A 19,555-nucleotide genomic window follows, 5' to 3' on the forward strand; every position below is an offset into this window, starting at 1 on the left:
TAAAAACATGTTTATGGAAAAGCAGCTGGCTTCACCCATTTTAGATTTATTCTGGCAAAACCGCTTTAGATACCTCGTTTATTCGTGAATAAGGAGATGTACCCAAACTCGGTCACACCTCCAGTAAACACTTTTTTAAATCATAGGTTCATCCGGCCATGCTTGTTCATACGGATGACCAGTTAATTCTTCCACCACTTCTTTCGCTTGTGGTGTAACATCTGCCTTTGAACCCCCCGCTTCTAAACGGTCAATCTCATGTTTCAAAACTTCATGTGTTTGACGATTCAATTTGAAGGTAAAGGACATCAATAAAGCTAACAAGATTAGAACCACTGGAGCAACAAAGAAAATCAAAGCAATTCCTGTTTGGATATGTTGCGGGGTGTTAACAAGACTCGTCATTGTTTTTGAATTAAACCCAATCTCTGCTAACAAAATCCCAGCAATCCATGAAGCAAAAGCTCCTGTTGATTTTCTGAAGAAAGTCATTACTGCGGCGTAGATCCCTGCTCTGTCTCCACGTGTCATTACCCGATCTACGTCTGGGATAAATGGGAATACATTCCAAGGAGTAAATTCCAAAATAGCCCGTGCACATTGGTAAAAAATTGAAATGATAATCAAGACCCAGAAAGCATTCTGAACATGCAAAGCCCAAGTCAAGAAGTAGCCAACCATCGTTATAATAATCGTAGTATAACTAATTGTAAACAAGAACTTCGGTCCATGAGTAAGCATCAGTTTTGCTGCTACTAGCGTTGAAACAATTCCAAAAATTGATAATGCTTGAAGTGTCCACGGTGTATCTGCCTTCACACCATGAATACAACAAATAATAAATGTTGGTAACATGGTTGAATAAAAATCTTTCCCAGTAAACGAAAGCAGATAAATCGCTAAATGCTTGCGAAATGCTTTGTTTTTGAACGTTGAAAAATAATCTTCAACCGTCTTCTTAACAAATTGGCCCAAAGTTAATCTAGGGCGGCTTTCTAATTCAGCAATAAATTCTGGCGTCAATGGACGTTCCCAAGTAGTACGGTAAGAAATGAAAATGGCAACCACGAAAATAATCGTCCAAATAATCCCTGTGATCAAATAAGCATTTGGATTTTGCATATGTTGTAATGCGGCTAAAACAAGAAATACAATCGCTGTTCCACTCGCAGAGATAAACATCCGTGAACCAGATAGGATCGTTCGTAACTTATAATCATCAGTCATTTCTGTTGGCAATGTTTCCCAAGGAATTAGGATCATCGCGATTGCTAATTCAATCGCCACGTAAATAACTAAGTAATAGACCCAATTATCTGCTCTTACCCAAAACAGCGGGAATAAAATGGTAAAGAAAATGCCGCCTAATAAAATGAAGAAGTGTCTACGACCAAATCGCTGACCTAGCTTTGTTTTATAGAAACCATCTGTGATAGCCCCAAAGAATAATGAAAATAGCGCATCCACGATTCGACCAATCCCAGTGATTGCTCCAGCAAATGCTGGATTAATCCCCTGACTCAAGACAAAAGCGAATATTACTCCTGAAACGATATTGTTCCAGCCGCCTCCCATTAAATCTGTCAAACCGTAGCCAATTCCTCGACCAACAGTGATTTTTTTTGGTTGATAGACCCAATTGCTTTTTTTACTCATCTACGTTCTCCCCTGTCTTTCTAACTTTCGAAAAAGCCAAAATATTGGCGCGCATTGTCGTAACAAATCGCTTTAACAATATTTCCTAGATATTCTTCATCTGCTGGAATTCTTCCTTGGTCTACCCACTCGCCAAGTAATTGACAAAGGACGCGACGGAAATATTCGTGTCGAGGATAGCTTAAAAAGCTGCGAGAATCTGTTAGCATACCAGTAAAGTTCGCAAGTAGACTTTGTTGAGCCATCGTAGTGATTTGATTGCGCATTCCCTCACATGTATCGTTAAACCACCAAGCACATCCCAATTGAAGTTTTTGAACCATGCCACCTTGGAAACTTTGCATAGCTGTTGCTAATGGTAACCAATCATTAGGGTTTAAAGAATATAGAATTGTCTTTGGCAATACACTTTGTTCTTCTGCTTCACTGAACAGCGAAACTAGGTTAGACGTTAATGATATTTGATCACCCATCGAGTCCCCACCGACATTGATACCAATTTCACGTTTCATTTTAGACGAATCATTTCTCAACGCATTCATATGCATTTGCATAGTCCAGTTATGCTTAGTGTATTCCTCCATCAAATGTAATTGGATGGCCGTCGTGAACGCAGCTATCTCGGTTGAAGTAAATGCCGTTTCTCCTTGTAAAGCTCTTGCCAAAATGTGGTCCAATTCTTCTGTTGAAGCGCCATGATAAAAATAAGTATTTAAGCCTTGGTCAGCTAACCGCCCACCCTTTTCATGGAAATAAGCAACTCTGGCAGATAAAGCTGCCTTCAAATCAGTAAAAGTCTTAATTGTTTGACCAGCGGCTGCGGCTAGTTTTTCAATATAATCCTTGTAGTTCTTATCTGTGATAGTCCAAGTATTGTCAGGTCTGAACGTTGGCAATACTTTAAATGAATTATTCTCTTTTGCTAAGGCTTCATGGTATTTCAATGAATCCGCTGGATCGTCCGTCGTACAAACAGCTTTAACCTTCATCATTTCTAGTAATTGTTTTGGCCGATAAGCATCCGTTTGAATTTTCTGATTGGCTAAACTCCAAATTTCAGGTGCGTTCTTTTCTGTAATAGTCAGTTCAATACCGAAGTATCGACGCAACTCTAAATGTGACCATTCATAAATAGGGTTGCCCGGTGCCTTTTCGATTGTTTTTACAAAGGCTAAGAATTTTTCGTAGTCATCGCCGTTCCCACTAATTAAAGACTCCTCAACTCCATTTGCCCGCATCAAACGCCATTTATAATGATCGCCTGCACCTTTATCATTTAACCAAAGCTGAGTCAGATTACTGTATTGTTGATTTTCTAAAATCGCCTGTGGTTCTAAATGACAGTGGTAGTCAATAATCGGTTGATCTTTTGCATAATCGTTAAACAGTTTTTGTCCCCATTCATTTTCTAATAGAAAATTATTATCTAAAAACATGTCAAAGCGCTTCCTTTTCTTTATATTTTCTCAAGGCAGTTGAACTGCCTTGAGAAGAATGACTAGTTAGCTTTTTCTAAAGCTTCCCAAATTCCATTTAAATAAACAGCACCTAGTGCGCGATCATATAAGCCATAGCCTGGTCTTCCTGTTTCTCCCCAGATCATGCGGCCATGATCGGGACGGATATAGCCATCAAAACCATTGTCATGCATCGCCTTTAAAATTTTGAACATGTCTAATGAACCATATTCTGATTTATGTGGTGCTTCATAAAAATCTTTATCTTGGATAAACTTGATATTTCGAACATGCGCAAATGGAATACGATCTCTTTTACAAAATTCCGCCATGATCGCATAAACATCATTCGCTGGATCTTCAGCAATACTTCCAGTACATAAAGTAATTCCATTGTATGGGCTGTCTACGACGTTACATAACCAATCTAAGTCTTCACGATTTTTTACAATTCTTGGTAATCCGAAGATTGAGTATGGCGGATCATCCGGATGGACAGCCATTTTTACACCGACTTCTTCACAAGTTGGAATGATCGCTTTTAAGAAGTAAGCAAAGTTTTCTCGCAATTTCGCTTCATCAACATCTTTATAAGCTTCGAATAATGCCTTTACCTGTGACAAACGCTCTGGTTCCCAACCAGGTAGCTCAAACTCATTACTAGAATTTTCTACTTTTTTGATAATTTCTTCTGGATCTTCAGGAATATCAGCAGCTACATAGGCCAAAGTAGATGACCCGTCTTCTAAGCGATAGTCTAAATCAGATTTTACCCAATCAAAGACCGGCATAAAGTTGTAACAAATTACTTCAATTCCAAATTCCGCTAAATTACGAATCGTTTGCTTGTAGTTTTCAATATATTGATCGCGACTTGGCAGACCAATTTTAATATCGTCATGGACATTCACACTCTCAATTACTTTAAGAGTTAAGCCCGCCGCTTCGATTTCTTCTTTCAAAGCTTTGATACGTTCTTTCGGCCAAACTTCACCAACTGGAATATCCATCAGCGTACCGACGATTCCCTTCATTGCAGGAATTTGACGAATTTCTTCTAATTTGATTTTTTCCTCGTTTGCACCATACCATCTAAAGGTCATTTCCATTTTCTATTTTCCTCCAACTTTACTAACGTAGCTGTGGAGCGTATCACGAACTGCTCCAGTCCCTACTAGCATTTCTTTCATTAACTTTTCAATTTTCTCACCAAGTCCAACTTGATAAAGATCTGAACCAAAGATTAGCTGATTTTTTAAAATAGCTTCCACCGCTTGATGAATCACAGCCTCATTTTGTTCACCTAAGTGTATGCCAGCGAGCTGTGCTTGGAGCTCTTCTAACAATGGATCGGGACTAGGATTAAATTCATTTCCTTCATCATCAATCGCCATTAAATACCGTAACCAAGCCGCAATTGCTAATGGAATAAAAGTTAATTCTGCCACTTCTCTATCGTTAGCTGAGACATATTTCTTGATCGTTTCTCCAAAACGGATCGCTACCTTTTGAGAAGTATCACTAGCAATCCGTTGCGGCGCATCTGGTATATTAGGATTCGGCAATCGTTTGTTGATAACTTCATCGATAAATTGTTTTGGATCGATAATTCCCGGATTTTCTACTACTGGTAATCCTTCAACGTAACCAATCTGTTTAATTAAGCCAACCAAATCTTCATCTTGCATTTCAGCAGCGATCGATGTATAGCCTAACAAGCAGCCTGTAACTGCCAATGCTGTATGCAATGGATTTAGGCAGGTCGTTACTTTCATCACATCTGCTTTATCGACTGTTTCTCGGTCCGTCAAAATGACACCGGCTTTTTCTAGTGCTGGCCGTCCATTCGGAAATTGGTCTTCCATTACTAAATAGTGAACAACCTCGGTATTGGCAAAAGGCGCGATATTGGTTCCTTTATCCGTATGAATAATCTCCATATCTGAAAATCCAAGTTTCTCTAATATTTCTTTTACTCGTTCCGAAGGGTTAGGAGTAATCCGATCAATCATACTCCAAGGGAAAGAAACCTTTTTTGAATCACTCAGATAATCAATAAATCCGCTTTCTACATGGCCTTTTTCCAACCAAGCATTGGCAATCGTCAAAATACTATCTTGGAAACGTTGGCCATTTTGCGAAAAATTATCTGTTGATACCATTGCGATTGGCAGTTCACCTGCAAGATACCGCTTATATAAAAGTCCAGCTACAATACTCATTGTATGGGTTGGTTTTTCTGGACCATTGTTGATGTCCGATTGAATAATTCCTGTGAAGCCACCAGTTGTATCCGTTAAGCCATATCCTTTTTCTGTAATCGTAAAGGTTGTGAATTGTAATGTAGGATTTTCAAAATAACGAATCACTTGTTCATAACTTTGGGCGTCACTTGGATTGCAATAAAAACTATCCGCAGTTGCCGCCAAAATACGTTGATCCAATGTTCCATCCTCAGACATTACAACCTCTAAAATATTATTATTGAACTCGTGGTAAGCTTTTTCCACCACTTGATTGTCGAATGTTTCACAAACAATCACGCCAGAAGCCAGCTCATTTTGATTCGCCAAGCGTTGTGCAAGTTCCGCGTGAAACCCGCGATATAAGTTCCCACCACCAAAATGAATCCAAACTGGGGCTTTTTTGCCTTGATCTTTTAATTCTTCAACGTTGAAGTGTGGTATTTCAACCTTTGTTTCCTTTAGCTCTTCTATTGAAGCTTGCCAGTTTTTAATACTGATCATTAGAAATCCTCCTAAACTAATATATTAGTTTTCCTTGACAATTGCATTCTATATCCCATACCACCTATTGTCAAGTAAAAATTTATCCGTTTTCACGAATAAATAGAAAAAAACAGCTCGATACTAATATATTAGATTAAGACGCTTTTTTTTGTTATACTTGCTTCAACAACTCATGAAGGAGACAACTATGATTGAGAACAGTTTACAATCTCAGGCCTATCAATCGATTCGGAAAAAAATCATCTATTCTGATTTAGAACCTGGAAAAAAGATATCTGAAAAGGGGCTTGAAGGGATGTTCAATATTGGCCGAACGCCGATCCGCGAATCCCTTATCCAATTAAGACAGCAAGAATTAGTCTATACGATCCCCCAAAGTGGGACCTATGTTTCTCAAATAGATTTAACTTCTGCCCAAAATGCTCGTTTTGTGAGAGAACAACTTGAACGCCAAATCATGGTTGAGTGTTGTGCCAAAATGACTGATCAAACTAAAAAAATACTTCAAACTATTTTGGAGGAACAAGAAAAAGCCGTTCACCAAAAGGATGAACGGACATTTTTCCATGTGGATAATTTATTTCACGAAGCATGCTTTGAGATTGCTGACCGTAAAGAAATTTGGAATTGGCTAGACCATAACAATACTCATTTAGAACGTTTCCGCTGGTTACGAGTTACCATTAAAGGGCTAAGATGGGAAACCATTATGGAACAACATTATCAGTTATTTGAAGCCTTAATTTCAAAAAATACTGAAGAAGCTAGTTTCTTAACCTCACTTCACTTACATATGATGCTAAATGAACAAGAGGCTGTTGTGAGCCATTATCCTGATTATTTTAGAAAACGTTGATTTTTTGATAATTATCCAAAAAATCTTACTACAAGCATGAAAAAGGAGCCAGAAAAATTTCTGGCCCCTTTTTTGATTATTCGTTATTCATCTTCATCGTCTACATTATTGATTCGTTCATTGACGTGACAAATATTACTTTGAGCGGATTCTACTAAGGATAATTCCGTACCGATCAATTGACTATTAATAAAATCAATCACCATTGGCATATTCATCCCTGCGTAAAGTTCAATCTCTCGTCCTTCTAAAATCAGTCGAGAAACGACATTACAAGGAGTCCCTCCCATTAAGTCTGCCAGTACCACAAAATCTTCTAGCTGTTCAATTGTTGCTTCAAATTTTGCCCGAAAATCCTCAGCCGATTCAGATGGAAGTAACCCAACCGTATGGATATTTTCCTGCGGTCCCATGATCATTTCGGTACTCTTTTTTAATTCTTCACAAAAGAGACCATGACTAACTAAAACTAATGCCTTACTCATCTATCTTCCTCCATCTGAGTTATTTAGAGATTACGCCTAAAGCAGATAAGGCGACACAGACAACCAATACGATAAAGATCGCTTTTGTTGATGTCATGTTCTTTTTACCTAACATCCAATAAACTGCCCCAACAATACCGGCTGGTAATAAGCGCGGCAAGATCATGTCTAAGTTGTTTTGCATATTTAAGGTAACGTCCCCAATACTTGGTGCCCATGAGAATTTTACGTTGATCATCGTTGCGACTAAAGCACCAACCATGAAGACCCCAAGCAAAGTAGCGGCGTCAGTCAAAGCAGTTAAACGGTGCTGCATCGTCGTTACTAAAGAAATTCCTTCGCGATAAGCAAATTCCAACTGTTTCCAACGGAAAATCATGACAGCGATTTGGGCAATGATCCAAATAAAGATCCCGGTTGGATTTCCGTTGATCGCCATATTGGCAGCTAAAGCTCCAAAAATCGTTGGAATCAATGCCGCAAAAATTGAATCACCAATCGCTGCGAAGGGACCCATCAAACCGGCTTTCAACCCAGAAACCGTTTGTTTCCCGCCGATTCCTTCTTTTTCTTCAATAGCCAAATCAATCCCGGTAATGATTGTATTGAAAAAGTTTGAGGTATTGAAGAATTGTGTATGGGTTTTCATTACTTCTTTTAATTCAGGTGTATCATCGCCATAAATTTTTCTTAATTGCGGCAAAATAGTATACAGATAACCAGAACCTTGCATCCGTTCATAGTTCCAGCCTAATTGGAAAGTAAACAAGCTTCTACGATTAATTTGTTTAAAGTCTTCTTTCGTCAACTTATAATTAGATTTCGTCATCTTCGATCTCTCCTTCTGAATCATTGGAATCATCCGCCTGTTTTGGTGATGGCGCATTTGGAATCATTTGACCATTCTTATAACTGATTGCTGCCAAAGCAAATCCAATCAAGGCAACTGCCAACATTGGCAATGAATTGAAGACACCGTCAAAATGTTTCACGACTCCAGCTACTCCTGTACCTAATACTTGCATATTCGTAAAGACTGTTCCTAATAAGGCGGTTAGTGTGAATCCTAAAATCAAATATGGGAAATGTTTTTTGACTGGCAAGTAACGTAATAAAATTGCAAACCCGACTGCTGGTAAAACAGCACCTGCGACAGATAATCCATCACCTAACCATTTTAAATCCCCATTCAGGACAGCTACGACTTTTTCAACTAAGCCGCCACCAAAGGCTAATGCTAGAAAGACTGGTGTCATCCGAGATAACGACCAAGGAAGAGCACCCATCAAGAAATTACGTTCAATCCCTTTGTAATTCATATCTTCGACTAATTTATCGATTCGATGTGCAAAATACGTATTAGCAAAACGAGCTAAAATATCTAATTGAATCATCAAGCTGGCAACTGGCACCGCGATCGCTGCGATTGCTTGTTCAGGGTTCATCCCTAGCGCAACGGAAAAGGCTGTCGCTAAAATTGTTCCTGAGTTAGCATCAATTTTCGACGCACCACCAAATGTCCCAACACCTAAGACGGTTAATTGCATACTACCACCAATAATAAGTCCGGCTTTCAAGTCACCCATGACGATTCCGGCAAATAATCCGGCAAAAACGGGTGCACTTAATGAAGAATAAATCTGTAACTCATCTAAAATTTGATACCCTGCATATAATGTTAATAATAAGATCTGCCACCATAAGATATCCATTTGTTTATCCCCCTATTTTGCTAAAAGACTCATGAAGTCTTCCGCTTTATCACTTGGAACCATTTGTGCAATTAGATGTACCCCTTTATTATTCAACTCCTTGAAGACTTCGACGTCTTGATCAACGACATTGATTGATTTTGTAATTGATCGTGTTTCGTCTGTCTGAGACATATTCCCAACGTTGATTTCTTCGATTGGTACTCCTAATTCTACTAACTTTAATAAACGATCTGGTCTGCGAACGACGATCAATAACCGTTGTGAATCGTATTTTCCAGCCAAAATATTATTCGCTGCTTTTTCAATTGGCAAAACGCTTAGCTTTACGCCAGCTGGTGTAGCTAACTTTAAGCCGCTTTTTTCGATATCGCTTTGAGCCACCTCGTCATCAACAACCATGATGCGAGAAATATTTAGTTTTGTCGTCCACAGATTGGCTACTTGTCCGTGGATCAAACGTCCGTCAATTCTTACTCCGATAATGCTCATGTTTATCCCTCTTTCATTTCTTTATATAGTGGTTCTTTTAATAAACTAATTTCAGGCTGGTACGTTCCTTCCGTCTCGAAGATCACAATCTCATTTACGCCAACAGTCAATAAACCTTTTGGTATATAAAGTGACAGCGTTGGACCGACTTCCCAAAAACGGCCAATATTGGTCTGGTTGACAAAAACGACACCCTTGCCAAATTTTGATAAATCAATAAAACAATCCCCAAGCTCATCCAGCGTAACTTCATAACGATAAAAGCTTGGTTGATTTGCTTGCCATTCTTTTGAGAAGTCAACATCCTCAACTGTATCGAGAAGCAAGCAATACTGCTCCCAATTATTAATAAAATGTAAGTCTGCCATGACCCCAGTCCGAATACCTTTTCTTTGGGTATCTGCGAATAATTTATGACCGTAATTTACTCGACCCATGTTTTCAATCAAGATGTCTATTTGATTTTCAGTTTGAGGCATTGGAACCTTAATATCTTTGCCAATTTCGGTTTGATATTGCGTCGCTTTTAATTCCTGATTGACAAATAGTTGACTGCGATCTCGCCCGTCAATCACCCGCAAACGTTCTTCTTCTGCATCCCTTTCGATCGTCGTGCGATAAAGCAGATAACCTGTATTTTGGCCTAATGCTTCCATCGACTGCGTATTTTTTGATCGAATCGGCTGACTAATCGTTTCCAATGTCGCAAATAAACTGACTTGGTTGTTTAATGGAATATTTTTCTTTTCGATGTTTTGCTTGATTAACGGTTCCATTTGTTGAATCTCAGGAAATTTTACGTGGATCATCTTTTGAATCGCAAAATATTTCTCAGTCGGATTTCCTTGCTCATTTAGTGGAGCTCCGTAGTCATAAGACGTAATCTGTGGTAAATCAATCACACCACGAGCCGAGCTGCCATTCATGAAACCAAAATTGGTTCCCCCATGAAACATGTATAAATTAATACTGCCACGAGTTAAAACTTCACTCACTGCTTCAGCTAATTCTTGTGGATCCCGCTGAATGATGGGTTCTTTCCAACGATTGAACCAGCCGTCCCAAAATTCCATACACATCAAGGGCCACTTTTTGTCATGTTCATCAAAGAAATTTTGCATAGATTCAAAGTTTTCCTTCGCCTTAGAACCAAAATTACCAGTCACTAAAATATCTTCGTCGATCATACTGCCGGCTCTCAAAGTCGCCCGCCACGGACCATCTGAGGTAAAGAACGGAGTAGTGATCCCTCTTTCTAGCATCAGATCCCGGATCGAACGTAGATAATCCTTGTCTTCCCCATAAGAGCCATACTCATTTTCAATTTGAATCATTAAAATATTTCCGCCATTAGACAGCTGGTGAGGAACAATTTTCTTCATCAACACATCATAGTAATCTGCCACATGGTTCAAATAAGCGTTTTCATTCGAACGAAGACGCTGCGACTCAGTTAACAACCAAGCTGGAAACCCGCCAAATTCCCATTCGGCACAGATGTAAGGCGAAGGTCGAACAATTGCATATAACCCTAGCTCTTGAGCAATCGAAAGAAATCGTTCTAAATCTAATATTCCTTCAAAATGAAACTCATTTTTTTGCGGCTCGTGTAAATTCCACGGCACATAGGTTTCAACAGTGTTAAAACCCAAAGCCTTTAAATTATAAAGTGAATGGTACCAATCGTTTGGATCCACTCGAAAATAGTGAATCGCGCCTGACATAATCTTAAAGGGCTCTCCATTCAATAGAAAATCCTCTTTTATTTCAAATGTATTCAAAAGCTCGCCCCTTTCATTGAAAGCGTTTTTAATATATTAATATATTAAATTAACTTGAATCGAATGTCAACTGTTTCTATTCCCACACAATGTGTTAAAATCAAGGAGTAGCGGGTACTCAAAAGATTCTAATGAAAATTTTAGTCCCTATCCATTAATTGGAGGAATACTATGGCAATCCCAAAATATCAAATCATTAAGGACGAATTAAAACAGCAAATCATTTCTGGTAAATTTGAAAATGGCGATAAATTTTATACCGAAGCAGAATTGACCGAGATGTTTAACGTCAGTTCGATCACAGTTATCCGCGCGCTAAACGATTTAGTCAAAGCTGGCTTTTTAGTGCGCCATCAAGGCCGTGGTTCTTTTGTCTCGCGGGCACGCAAAGGAAAGCTCGTTGAATTTTCGGATATCGAATTATTTCCCATCAGCCATGATCAAGTGGAAGTCTTATCGATTATAAGAGGCAATGACCCAACTATTTTAAGCAAACTAGAGCTTTCAGATACCGCCTTTTATTACTGTATTGAACGACTACGAACAACGGAAAAGATTCCATACATTTACCATCGTACCTATTTGCCCGAACAATACGTAAATTCAAATTATCCTGACTTGAGCTATTATAATTCCATCTATCAACGCTTCAAACAGGATTATAATATCCATATGAATGAAGAAGACTTCACAGAAACAAATGAAATCAAGTTCCCTACGCCGGCAGTCGAGGCGGAAAAATTACAAATTTCTACCGCTGAACCAACGGTTTTTCAAATTCGTGTGACTAAACGAAAAGATACACAGCAAGTATTGGAATATGTTGAGACCTACAAAAAATGGAATTTTTACAAAATCGAATTAGTTTCAAAAAATACTTAACTAGTTGAAGATCGAGTGCTTACTCGATCTTTTTTACGGCAATTTTTTTGAAATGTGTCTGTACCTTTGCTGGATCCACATGTCCAGTTCTACGTTCTTGTGCATTTGCCATTCCTGTTGCCATACACAGCTTCAATTGATCTTCTGTTTCCAGGCCTTCAGCTAAGGCATATGCAAAGCCGGCAATCGTCGAATCACCGGAACCGACAGGATTAACTACCTCGATTGTAGGAATCTCAATTCGATAAAAACTCTCTCGATGCTTCGCTAACGCACCTGCTTTTCCTAACGACACCACAATCCATTCGATTTCTGTGAAGATCGGCGCAAGGAGTGCCTCCTTAATAGCTGAGAGGTCTTTTAAAGAAAATTCCTTTCCTAATAACCCTTCTAATTCTTCCAAATTAGGCTTGATCAAATAGGGTTTAGTTTTTCCTTTTAAGACTTGCTTCAAACTTTCCCCGGAAGTGTCAAGGAGCACTTTGGCGTTTTGCGTTTTTGCTATCTCGATCAGCTGTTGATAAAAATTACTTGGAAAGCCCTTAGCGAGACTACCTGAAAGAGTCACGACCGTAGCTCTTTGAACTAACTCTTGGAATTTTTTTAAAAAGAGCGCTGTCTCTTCTTCTGAAACCGTCGGACCCGCTTCTAGAATCTCCGTCTGATTCCCTTCATGTAAAATCGCGATTGAATCCCTGGTCTCTTCTTTGATCGCTGTAAATTCTTGTTTGATACCTGCCTGTCTTAATTGATCCGCGATAAAGGCACCATGAAAGCCGCCAAGCACGCCGGTAGCTAATACATCGCCACCAAGATCATGGATCACTCGGGTCACATTCAAGCCTTTTCCGCCAGCGGTTTTCGTCACTTGATCCGTTCGATTAACGGTGTCCAGCCTTAATGTATCCAAAGGATAAGAGATATCAATCGACGGATTCATCGTCACTGTTACTATCATTCCCTCACTCCTACTTGGTCATTGCTGTTTCTGCCACTTGAACCTTCTTATACCAAGAGCTGGCGGTTTGGTTGACTACTTTATTTAAGCTTTCGATATTTTCGCGTCCTTCAGTTTTCAGCCATTCTCTTGCTGCTGTTTCCCCAGCTTCTACGAAAGGTTTCACGCCATTTTTCCACGTTGCGCGTCCGCATAAGACACCGTTAAAAGTTGAACCGGCTTCATTGGCAAACACTAATGTTTCTTGGAATAGCTGGGTAGAGACGCCTGCACTCAAGAAGATGAAAGGCAAATCAGTGGCTTGACTTTGTTCTAAGAAATACTTCGCAGCTTCCTCTTTCGTGTAGGCAACTTCTGCTGTCCCAAAGCCTTCGACAAAATTCATATTAACCGGAACTTCCACTTTCAAAACGTCCACTTTGTATTGTGGTTTTGAAAATTCCTTCATCATTTCATTGACTTTATGCGGTTTGACTTTGGCATATTCCAAGGAGTTAGCATCCGCGATTTGAGCATCATAAGAAACTAGTTCTAAATAAAACGGCAAATCTTCCTCTGCACATTCGCTACCTAACCGTTCAGTGAAAACATGTTTTTGATGATTGATTTCTGGATCTTCATCTACATCGTAGTAAAGCAGGAATTTAATCGCATCCGCGCCTTGTTCCTTCAAACGTAGAACAGACCAATCCGCCAACAAATCTGGCAAACGTCCCGGCGTTGTCGCATCGTAACCCGTTTTTTCATAGGCTAAAAGTAAGCCCGCATCTTCATGGCGTGATTTTGCGGCTGGCAATCCATATTCAGGATCTAATAAAATAGATGAGGCATAAGGCGTTAATTCGCTAGAAACTAATTTTTTGAAACCTTCGATGTGTTCAGTCGTTGGTTCTGTTCCCAGCGCATGAATCATTTTTTTCAAAGCCCCTCGTTGATCAATGGCTAACGCACTGATAACCCCGTCCTTAGTAGATAGGCGGTCCATCGCTGCCTTTTTACCTGGTGTAATTGTATGCATGGTTCTTCCTCCCAATTGACTACTTATATTCATGAATGATTACGCCTTTTACGACGCGATTGACTGTTCCTGTTGGTGACGGTGTATCTGGTTTATTTGCGACTTTGACTGAAGTTAACAATGCGACCGTTTGTGCCACCATGATATACGCTAGCGCTAAATAACCATCCGGTAATAAAGTGGTTTCAGTTTCAAACTCGAATTTGTCGCCAGAAAAGTTTCTTTCTCCAGGTTGAGTAATCGCAAACACACCGGAAGCGATTTCATCTCCGCGAACTTCCTCTAAGACATCCAAATCATAATCACGGGTATAGACAGCATTGTTCACAAAACCGAACATCACTGTTTTTTCATTAATAAATGATTTTGGCCCATGTCGGAAGCCCATTGATGAGTCAAACACCGTCGCAATCTTTCCAGCGGTCAGCTCTAAGATTTTCAACTGTGCTTCTCTGGTTAATCCGGCTAAACTACCTGATCCAACATAAACAATTCGTTCAAAATCAAGTTCTACGATTTTTTGAAGCTCCGTTTCTCTAGCAATCACTTCTTTACCTAAGCTGCTTAAAGCCTGTACATAGTCTTGTTTTTCTTCGATCGCCGCTTGGTCAAAAGTTAATAATGTTCCTAAGGTCATGCAAGAAAAGCTGCCGGTCATAGCAAAGCCATCATCATTAGAACGTTTCGGCATTAATAATAGGAAGCCATTTTCTGCTTTTTGAGTGATTTGCGCCAATTTTCCTTCTTCCGCGCAGGTGATTGCCAAGTGGTGAATCGTGTCCACAACTTGATCAGCAATCGCAACTGCTGCTAAGCTTTCCGGACTATTTCCGCTGCGGGCAAAGGAAACGAGCAAGGTTGGTTCCTCTTTAATCAGATATTCTTCTGGTGCAGCCACGATATCCGTCGTACCAATACTTTCAAAACTAAAATCTTTCAGTGCTCCATGCTTGCGTAAATATGGAACGACCGTGTCCCCAACATATTGCGAGGTGCCTGCACCAGTAAAGACCACACGAGTTCGTTGACCATTTGCTTGTTTTTTGACTTCCGCTAAGAAAGCTTGCAGTTCTTTTGAAGAATTTTGAAAGAGCGTAATCGTTTCTTCCCAAAGCTCAGGTTGTTGACGAATCTCACGGGTCGTAATTTCAGCACCCATTTGTTCTAGTGTTTCTTTTTCAAGGGTAAACATGTGACAACTCTCCTAACTATTTCGAATATGGCGAATCTGGTAATGAAACTGATCCGCTCGAGCAACGCTTAATGTAAATTCAATAATTTCATTTTTCATATTGTAAGTTTGCCGTGCAAGGTGCAGAACGGGTGCCCCTTCATTGATCATCAGCTGTTTAGCATCTTCTTTTGAAGCGATACTTGCGTATAATTCTTCATCAGCTAAACGTACGGTTTGATTGAAATCCTCAGAAAAAAGATCATACAATGGTTTACTCCGCAATAATTTGTCATCTAAAGTCATAAAAAGCTTGACCGGTAAATAGGTATCTTCGATCATCAACGGTTCACGATCCGCTGAACGCAACCGACTTAACTTATAAATAGCTTCGCCTAATGAAAGGTTCAAATGTTTTGCGATAAACTTATCGGCCTCGATTTGTTCAAAGGATAAAATACGTGTATCAGGATGTCTTCCCAAACTTTTCATCTGTTCGGTGAAACTATAAGCACCCGCAATATCCGCCGCTTTTTTCTGGATATCAGAGACAAAGGTTCCTTTACCATGCCGCCGATAAATGTAGCCGCCGCTTTCTAATTCCTGCAGAGCCAAGCGGACCGTCGTCCGGCTCACTCCATATTGGGCAGTCAGCTCACGTTCAGAGGGCAGCTTGTCGTGTGGAATCATTTGCTTTTCGATCCGTTCCTGCAACAAATCAACCAACTGATAATACAAAGCTTTGCTTTTAAAAGAATTTTCCATGGGATTCTCCTACTTTCGCAACTGGTTATAACCATAGACCAATACTAAGGTGGTCTTTTCTAATTTGTCAACAAGAATAAAAATTAAAATCATGAATTGATAGCAAACCTTGATATATCAACGCTTAATTAAAGCAAGTTAACTATGCGATGTCACGATTCAATCCTACATAGCAAAAAAATCAGTTTTCACTAACAAAAATCTAATACCAGTTCTGATTTTTTACCTTTTATTGAATCCTTTCCATATTTTGGCTGCTGCAACTAGATAGCCAAACCAGTCCAACGCCTCCAATTAACTAAAATCTTACCTGTTTTCAGGCAGTCCAAATTTTTCCTTCCTCATATAGAGCAATTTTTCCTTTAAAAAAGGATGATCAACAGCGACCTGTTTACTTTTTCTTAATCAATTACAGCTGTTTTTTGCGGTTTTTCTTCGATCCAATTTTCTGGATCTTTACAACACCATTACAAGATTGCAATTTTGCGAACCGCTTTCAAAAAAAGCGGGCACAAAAAGCGGCTCTAATCCCTATCAATCCACTCTTTTAATTCCTTCTTAAAAGAGATTAAGTATTTCAAAAGCACGGTTTTAACGAAGTTTTGTTACATTCATACATTACACTGTAACGTATTGTTACTGGTTTATAACCTACGCAAGGAAAAACGATGGTAAAGTATGTCTCGTAGTCGAAATGACTGATTTACATCAAAAACTTTTTTGGAGGAATTTACATAATGAAATTTGGAAAAACTCTTGTACTTACGACTTTACTTACAGCCGGTGCAGTATTCGCACTAGGAACGAACGATGCACACGCCGCAGAAAACTACACTGTTCAATCAGGTGATACGTTATCAAAAATCTCAATGAAATTTGCTGGCGACAACAGCTTAGTTAATTCAATTGCGAAAGAAAACAACATTTCAAACGTTGACATGATCTTTGAAGGTCAAAACTTAACGATTGATACAGATGCAAAAGGCAACACTACAGTTGCTCCTGTTCAAGAACAAGCAGCTCCTGCAGCAGCTCAAGCTCCTGTCCAAGAAGCAGCACCTATTCAAGAAACAGCTCCAGTACAACAAACACAACAAGCCGCTGCTCCTGCCGCTGAAGCTTCAACTCCAGCAAGCACGAACTCTGCAAAAGAATGGATCGCACAACGCGAATCTAGCGGTTCTTACACAGCAACAAACGGCCAATACATCGGACGTTACCAATTATCTTCTTCATACTTAAATGGTGATTACTCAGCAGCTAACCAAGAACGTGTAGCTGATCAATATGTTTCTTCTCGTTATGGTTCATGGGAAGGCGCTCAAGCATTCTGGCAAGCAAACGGCTGGTACTAAGTCGAAGCCAATTATAAAAAGCTCCCAGTTGGATTTGATTCCAACTAGGAGCTTTTTTTTATTACCTTGAAAAATTAATCTAACTCGATTGAAGAGTCTAAACCGCCTACACAGCGATTAGCTCGTTGTAGTCAGAAATATTTAAACTACTGTATTTCATTTTTTCATATCTAAATCTCAATTTCCGATAATTACTGCTCGCCAGACATTCCTTTTTTCTGGTTAAACAGTACCGCAAATTGAGTGACTACCTTATTTATTTTACTCACAGTAAAAGTTACTATTATTAGAGCAATAATTCTTAGGTCTTTAATTAAACTGATTGAGTTTTTTTGTGGCAAAGTGGTTGGCCGGTTGTATAGAAAATCAAAATAATCACGCCGATCTTCTTCATTTAAGTTAGCAATTTCAAATAAGACAACCTCATTATTGATTTGCATGTCGCTTTTTTCAATTTCGATCAGGAATTTCCGCTCGCCATTATCGATCTCTAGCCTTAGGTTATCCGGTAAACGGCCTTCATTTTTGATTGTTAAATAGCTTTCTCCCATCCTTTCTGTCTGAATATGACGTTCCTCACAGTCCATCCACAGTGGCAAGTTAACTGAAATCTTCATCAGTTGATCCTCAACCGATTCTCGCTTTCCATAATAGAAAATAACTGCATTTAATAGTAAAATTCCATTGTAAATGACCCACCATAGTAGAATTATCGCTCTAAAATTATGTTCAATAAAAACATCATGGGCATAGATGCTTGCCGAAAGAAACGATAAAAATAGTAAAAAAATGTGTGGTAAAGCGTAGATAAAGGAAGAGTTTCTTTTATCATTCATGATTTTTGGCGTCACTTTAAAGGTTTTGTTGGATAATTTAAGTGTCGCAGTGATCATTGGAATGATCAAATAAGGAAATAAAACTGTATCAGTTAAGGCCGAGTGAAACGCATTTTGTCTTCGTCGAGACATTTTTTTCAAACTATAATCATAAAAAGCTAACCACGGCAAGACAATGATTATTAATTCCCAAAATTCAATATCTGCGATATGAAGCTTGAACAATGCAGCAACCATTGGACTCATAATAAAGACCAGCCGGCGAAGAAACGTCCACCAATAAATATAGGTCATCGAAAAAGCAAATTTTGTTTTAAGCGAAAGCTTTTTCTTTAAAAAATCGAAACGAACAATGCTTTGCGCAGCCCCTTGGCCCCAGCGTTTACGTTGATTAATCAATCCTTTGGCAGTTGTTGGAGCTAATCCATGGGCAAGTTCTTTATCAATCGCCAAGCCTTGGTAATTTTGAGTCGCCAGTACTTCAATACTAGTGGCTAAATCTTCTGTAATGGAATGCGTTGAAAAGCCTCCCACCTCAGACAAGGCTTTACGGGAAAAAATGCCATTAGTTCCAGCAAACATCACCCCATTTAAATTCATTCGAGCAACATTTACTTCACGATGGAAATAATCCTGATCATTTGTAATCTCTTCTTTTAAGGATAGATTATTTTGAAATAGATCCGGATTGTAAAAGGCTTGTCTCGTTTGAAGATAACCAATTTCTTTTCCTTCATAAGCTTCGTCATCTGTTGTTCTGATCCGCCAATGTTCTTTTTCTTTAATCATTCTGGGAATGAAAAAATAAGGAATCGTCTCTACTAAAAAATTCCTAGTAGGAATCATATCCGAATCAAAAAAAACTAAATAAGGTGCCTTCGTACGTTCAATTCCATAATTAAGATTTCCAGCTTTCGCATGCTTGGCTTCTTTTGAAGCAAAATAGCGAATTCCCATCCGTTCTGCTAATTCTTCCATCTCTATACGATTCCCATCATCGCATAAATAAATAGACACTTTTGCTTGATTGGGATAAGACATTTTTTGACAAGCGTTGATTGTTTTAAACAGTAATTCAGGCGATTCACTATGAGTTGGGATAAAGACGTCTACCTCTGGAAATAGATCATCTGTTAGTTCAGGCTTCTCAGGTACGGATACCTTGTAAGCATTGTAAAAATGCAGCAAGGCTTCTACAATTGTTAATAATTCACAAACAATCAAGACGGCTCCTAAAATCAAAGATAATTTCCCCCAATTTTTAGGTAAAGTAAAAAAAATTCGCCATAAAATATACATCATCGCATAAATAATCGTTAAAAAAACTATCGTTGGTTTCTGAAGCTCTTTAATTTTATTCGCTGTTTCTTTCATCTAGCCC

Annotated in this window: 17 protein-coding genes; 3 read left to right on the forward strand and 14 right to left on the reverse strand. The window is 39.0% G+C overall.

Annotation, left to right across the window (positions count from 1 at the left end):
- Window positions 1-135: 135 nt before the first annotated feature.
- The 4 genes from RV00_RS09425 to RV00_RS09440 form a co-directional block, all read right to left on the reverse strand.
- Entirely contained in the window at window positions 136-1,656 is a 1,521-nt protein-coding gene (locus tag RV00_RS09425) for an MFS transporter (protein WP_071862350.1), read from the reverse strand.
- A 20-nt stretch (window positions 1,657-1,676) separates the two neighbouring features.
- A complete protein-coding gene (gene uxaC, locus RV00_RS09430) occupies window positions 1,677-3,092 on the reverse strand; it encodes a glucuronate isomerase (protein ID WP_071862351.1) in 1,416 nt (471 codons plus the stop codon).
- 62 nt (window positions 3,093-3,154) lie between these two features.
- Entirely contained in the window at window positions 3,155-4,222 is a 1,068-nt protein-coding gene (uxuA, locus tag RV00_RS09435; RefSeq protein WP_071862352.1) for a mannonate dehydratase, read from the reverse strand.
- Between the two features lie 3 nt (window positions 4,223-4,225).
- Entirely contained in the window at window positions 4,226-5,860 is a 1,635-nt protein-coding gene (locus RV00_RS09440) for a mannitol dehydrogenase family protein (RefSeq protein WP_071862353.1), read from the reverse strand.
- Between the two features lie 193 nt (window positions 5,861-6,053).
- Between RV00_RS09440 and RV00_RS09445 the strand changes: the two genes are divergently transcribed.
- Complete coding sequence (locus RV00_RS09445) at window positions 6,054-6,719, forward strand: GntR family transcriptional regulator (RefSeq protein WP_071862384.1); 666 nt, start codon at window positions 6,054-6,056, stop codon at window positions 6,717-6,719.
- An 83-nt stretch (window positions 6,720-6,802) separates the two neighbouring features.
- Here RV00_RS09445 and RV00_RS09450 read toward each other — a convergent pair whose 3' ends face one another.
- Genes RV00_RS09450 through RV00_RS09470 form a run of 5 tightly spaced genes read right to left on the reverse strand, consistent with a single transcriptional unit; the run spans window position 6,803 to window position 11,189 of the window.
- Window positions 6,803-7,204 (reverse strand): PTS sugar transporter subunit IIA, encoded by a 402-nt coding sequence (locus RV00_RS09450; protein ID WP_071862354.1) that lies wholly within the window; start codon window positions 7,202-7,204, stop codon window positions 6,803-6,805.
- A gap of 19 nt (window positions 7,205-7,223) precedes the next feature.
- Complete coding sequence (locus tag RV00_RS09455) at window positions 7,224-8,033, reverse strand: PTS system mannose/fructose/sorbose family transporter subunit IID (protein ID WP_071862355.1); 810 nt, start codon at window positions 8,031-8,033, stop codon at window positions 7,224-7,226.
- Window positions 8,020-8,916, reverse strand: a complete 897-nt coding sequence (locus RV00_RS09460) for a PTS mannose/fructose/sorbose/N-acetylgalactosamine transporter subunit IIC (protein WP_071862356.1) — start codon at window positions 8,914-8,916, stop codon at window positions 8,020-8,022. The genes RV00_RS09455 and RV00_RS09460 overlap by 14 nt, the downstream gene beginning before the upstream one ends.
- 12 nt (window positions 8,917-8,928) lie before the next feature.
- On the reverse strand, window positions 8,929-9,408 hold the full coding sequence (locus RV00_RS09465; protein ID WP_071862357.1) for a PTS sugar transporter subunit IIB: 480 nt from the start codon (window positions 9,406-9,408) through the stop codon (window positions 8,929-8,931).
- Between the two features lie 2 nt (window positions 9,409-9,410).
- Window positions 9,411-11,189: a glycoside hydrolase family 35 protein gene (locus tag RV00_RS09470; protein WP_071862358.1), complete on the reverse strand. Its 1,779-nt coding sequence runs from the start codon at window positions 11,187-11,189 to the stop codon at window positions 9,411-9,413.
- A 171-nt stretch (window positions 11,190-11,360) separates the two neighbouring features.
- Here RV00_RS09470 and RV00_RS09475 point away from each other — a divergent pair, with 171 nt between their 5' ends.
- On the forward strand, window positions 11,361-12,071 hold the full coding sequence (locus RV00_RS09475; RefSeq protein WP_071862359.1) for a GntR family transcriptional regulator: 711 nt from the start codon (window positions 11,361-11,363) through the stop codon (window positions 12,069-12,071).
- A gap of 19 nt (window positions 12,072-12,090) precedes the next feature.
- On the opposite strand, the gene RV00_RS09480 is transcribed toward RV00_RS09475, so the two are convergent.
- Genes RV00_RS09480 through RV00_RS09495 form a run of 4 tightly spaced genes read right to left on the reverse strand, consistent with a single transcriptional unit; the run spans window position 12,091 to window position 15,983 of the window.
- Window positions 12,091-13,029, reverse strand: a complete 939-nt coding sequence (locus tag RV00_RS09480; protein WP_071862360.1) for a hexose kinase — start codon at window positions 13,027-13,029, stop codon at window positions 12,091-12,093.
- Window positions 13,030-13,039: 10 nt separating this feature from the next.
- Window positions 13,040-14,047, reverse strand: a complete 1,008-nt coding sequence (gene lacD / locus RV00_RS09485) for a tagatose-bisphosphate aldolase (protein ID WP_071862361.1) — start codon at window positions 14,045-14,047, stop codon at window positions 13,040-13,042.
- Between the two features lie 19 nt (window positions 14,048-14,066).
- On the reverse strand, window positions 14,067-15,239 hold the full coding sequence (locus tag RV00_RS09490) for an AgaS family sugar isomerase (protein WP_071862362.1): 1,173 nt from the start codon (window positions 15,237-15,239) through the stop codon (window positions 14,067-14,069).
- 12 nt (window positions 15,240-15,251) lie between these two features.
- Complete coding sequence (locus RV00_RS09495) at window positions 15,252-15,983, reverse strand: GntR family transcriptional regulator (protein WP_071862363.1); 732 nt, start codon at window positions 15,981-15,983, stop codon at window positions 15,252-15,254.
- 737 nt (window positions 15,984-16,720) lie between these two features.
- Here RV00_RS09495 and apf point away from each other — a divergent pair.
- A complete protein-coding gene (gene apf / locus RV00_RS09500; protein WP_071862364.1) occupies window positions 16,721-17,338 on the forward strand; it encodes an aggregation-promoting factor in 618 nt (205 codons plus the stop codon).
- Between the two features lie 191 nt (window positions 17,339-17,529).
- On the opposite strand, the gene RV00_RS09505 is transcribed toward apf, so the two are convergent.
- Window positions 17,530-19,548, reverse strand: coding sequence for a glycosyltransferase family 2 protein (locus RV00_RS09505; protein ID WP_071862365.1), 2,019 nt, complete (start codon window positions 19,546-19,548; stop codon window positions 17,530-17,532).
- Between the last annotated feature and the right edge of the window lie 7 nt (window positions 19,549-19,555).

It is taken from the genome of Enterococcus devriesei (genome assembly GCF_001885905.1).
GTDB classification, from domain to species: Bacteria; Bacillota; Bacilli; order Lactobacillales; family Enterococcaceae; genus Enterococcus_A; species Enterococcus_A devriesei.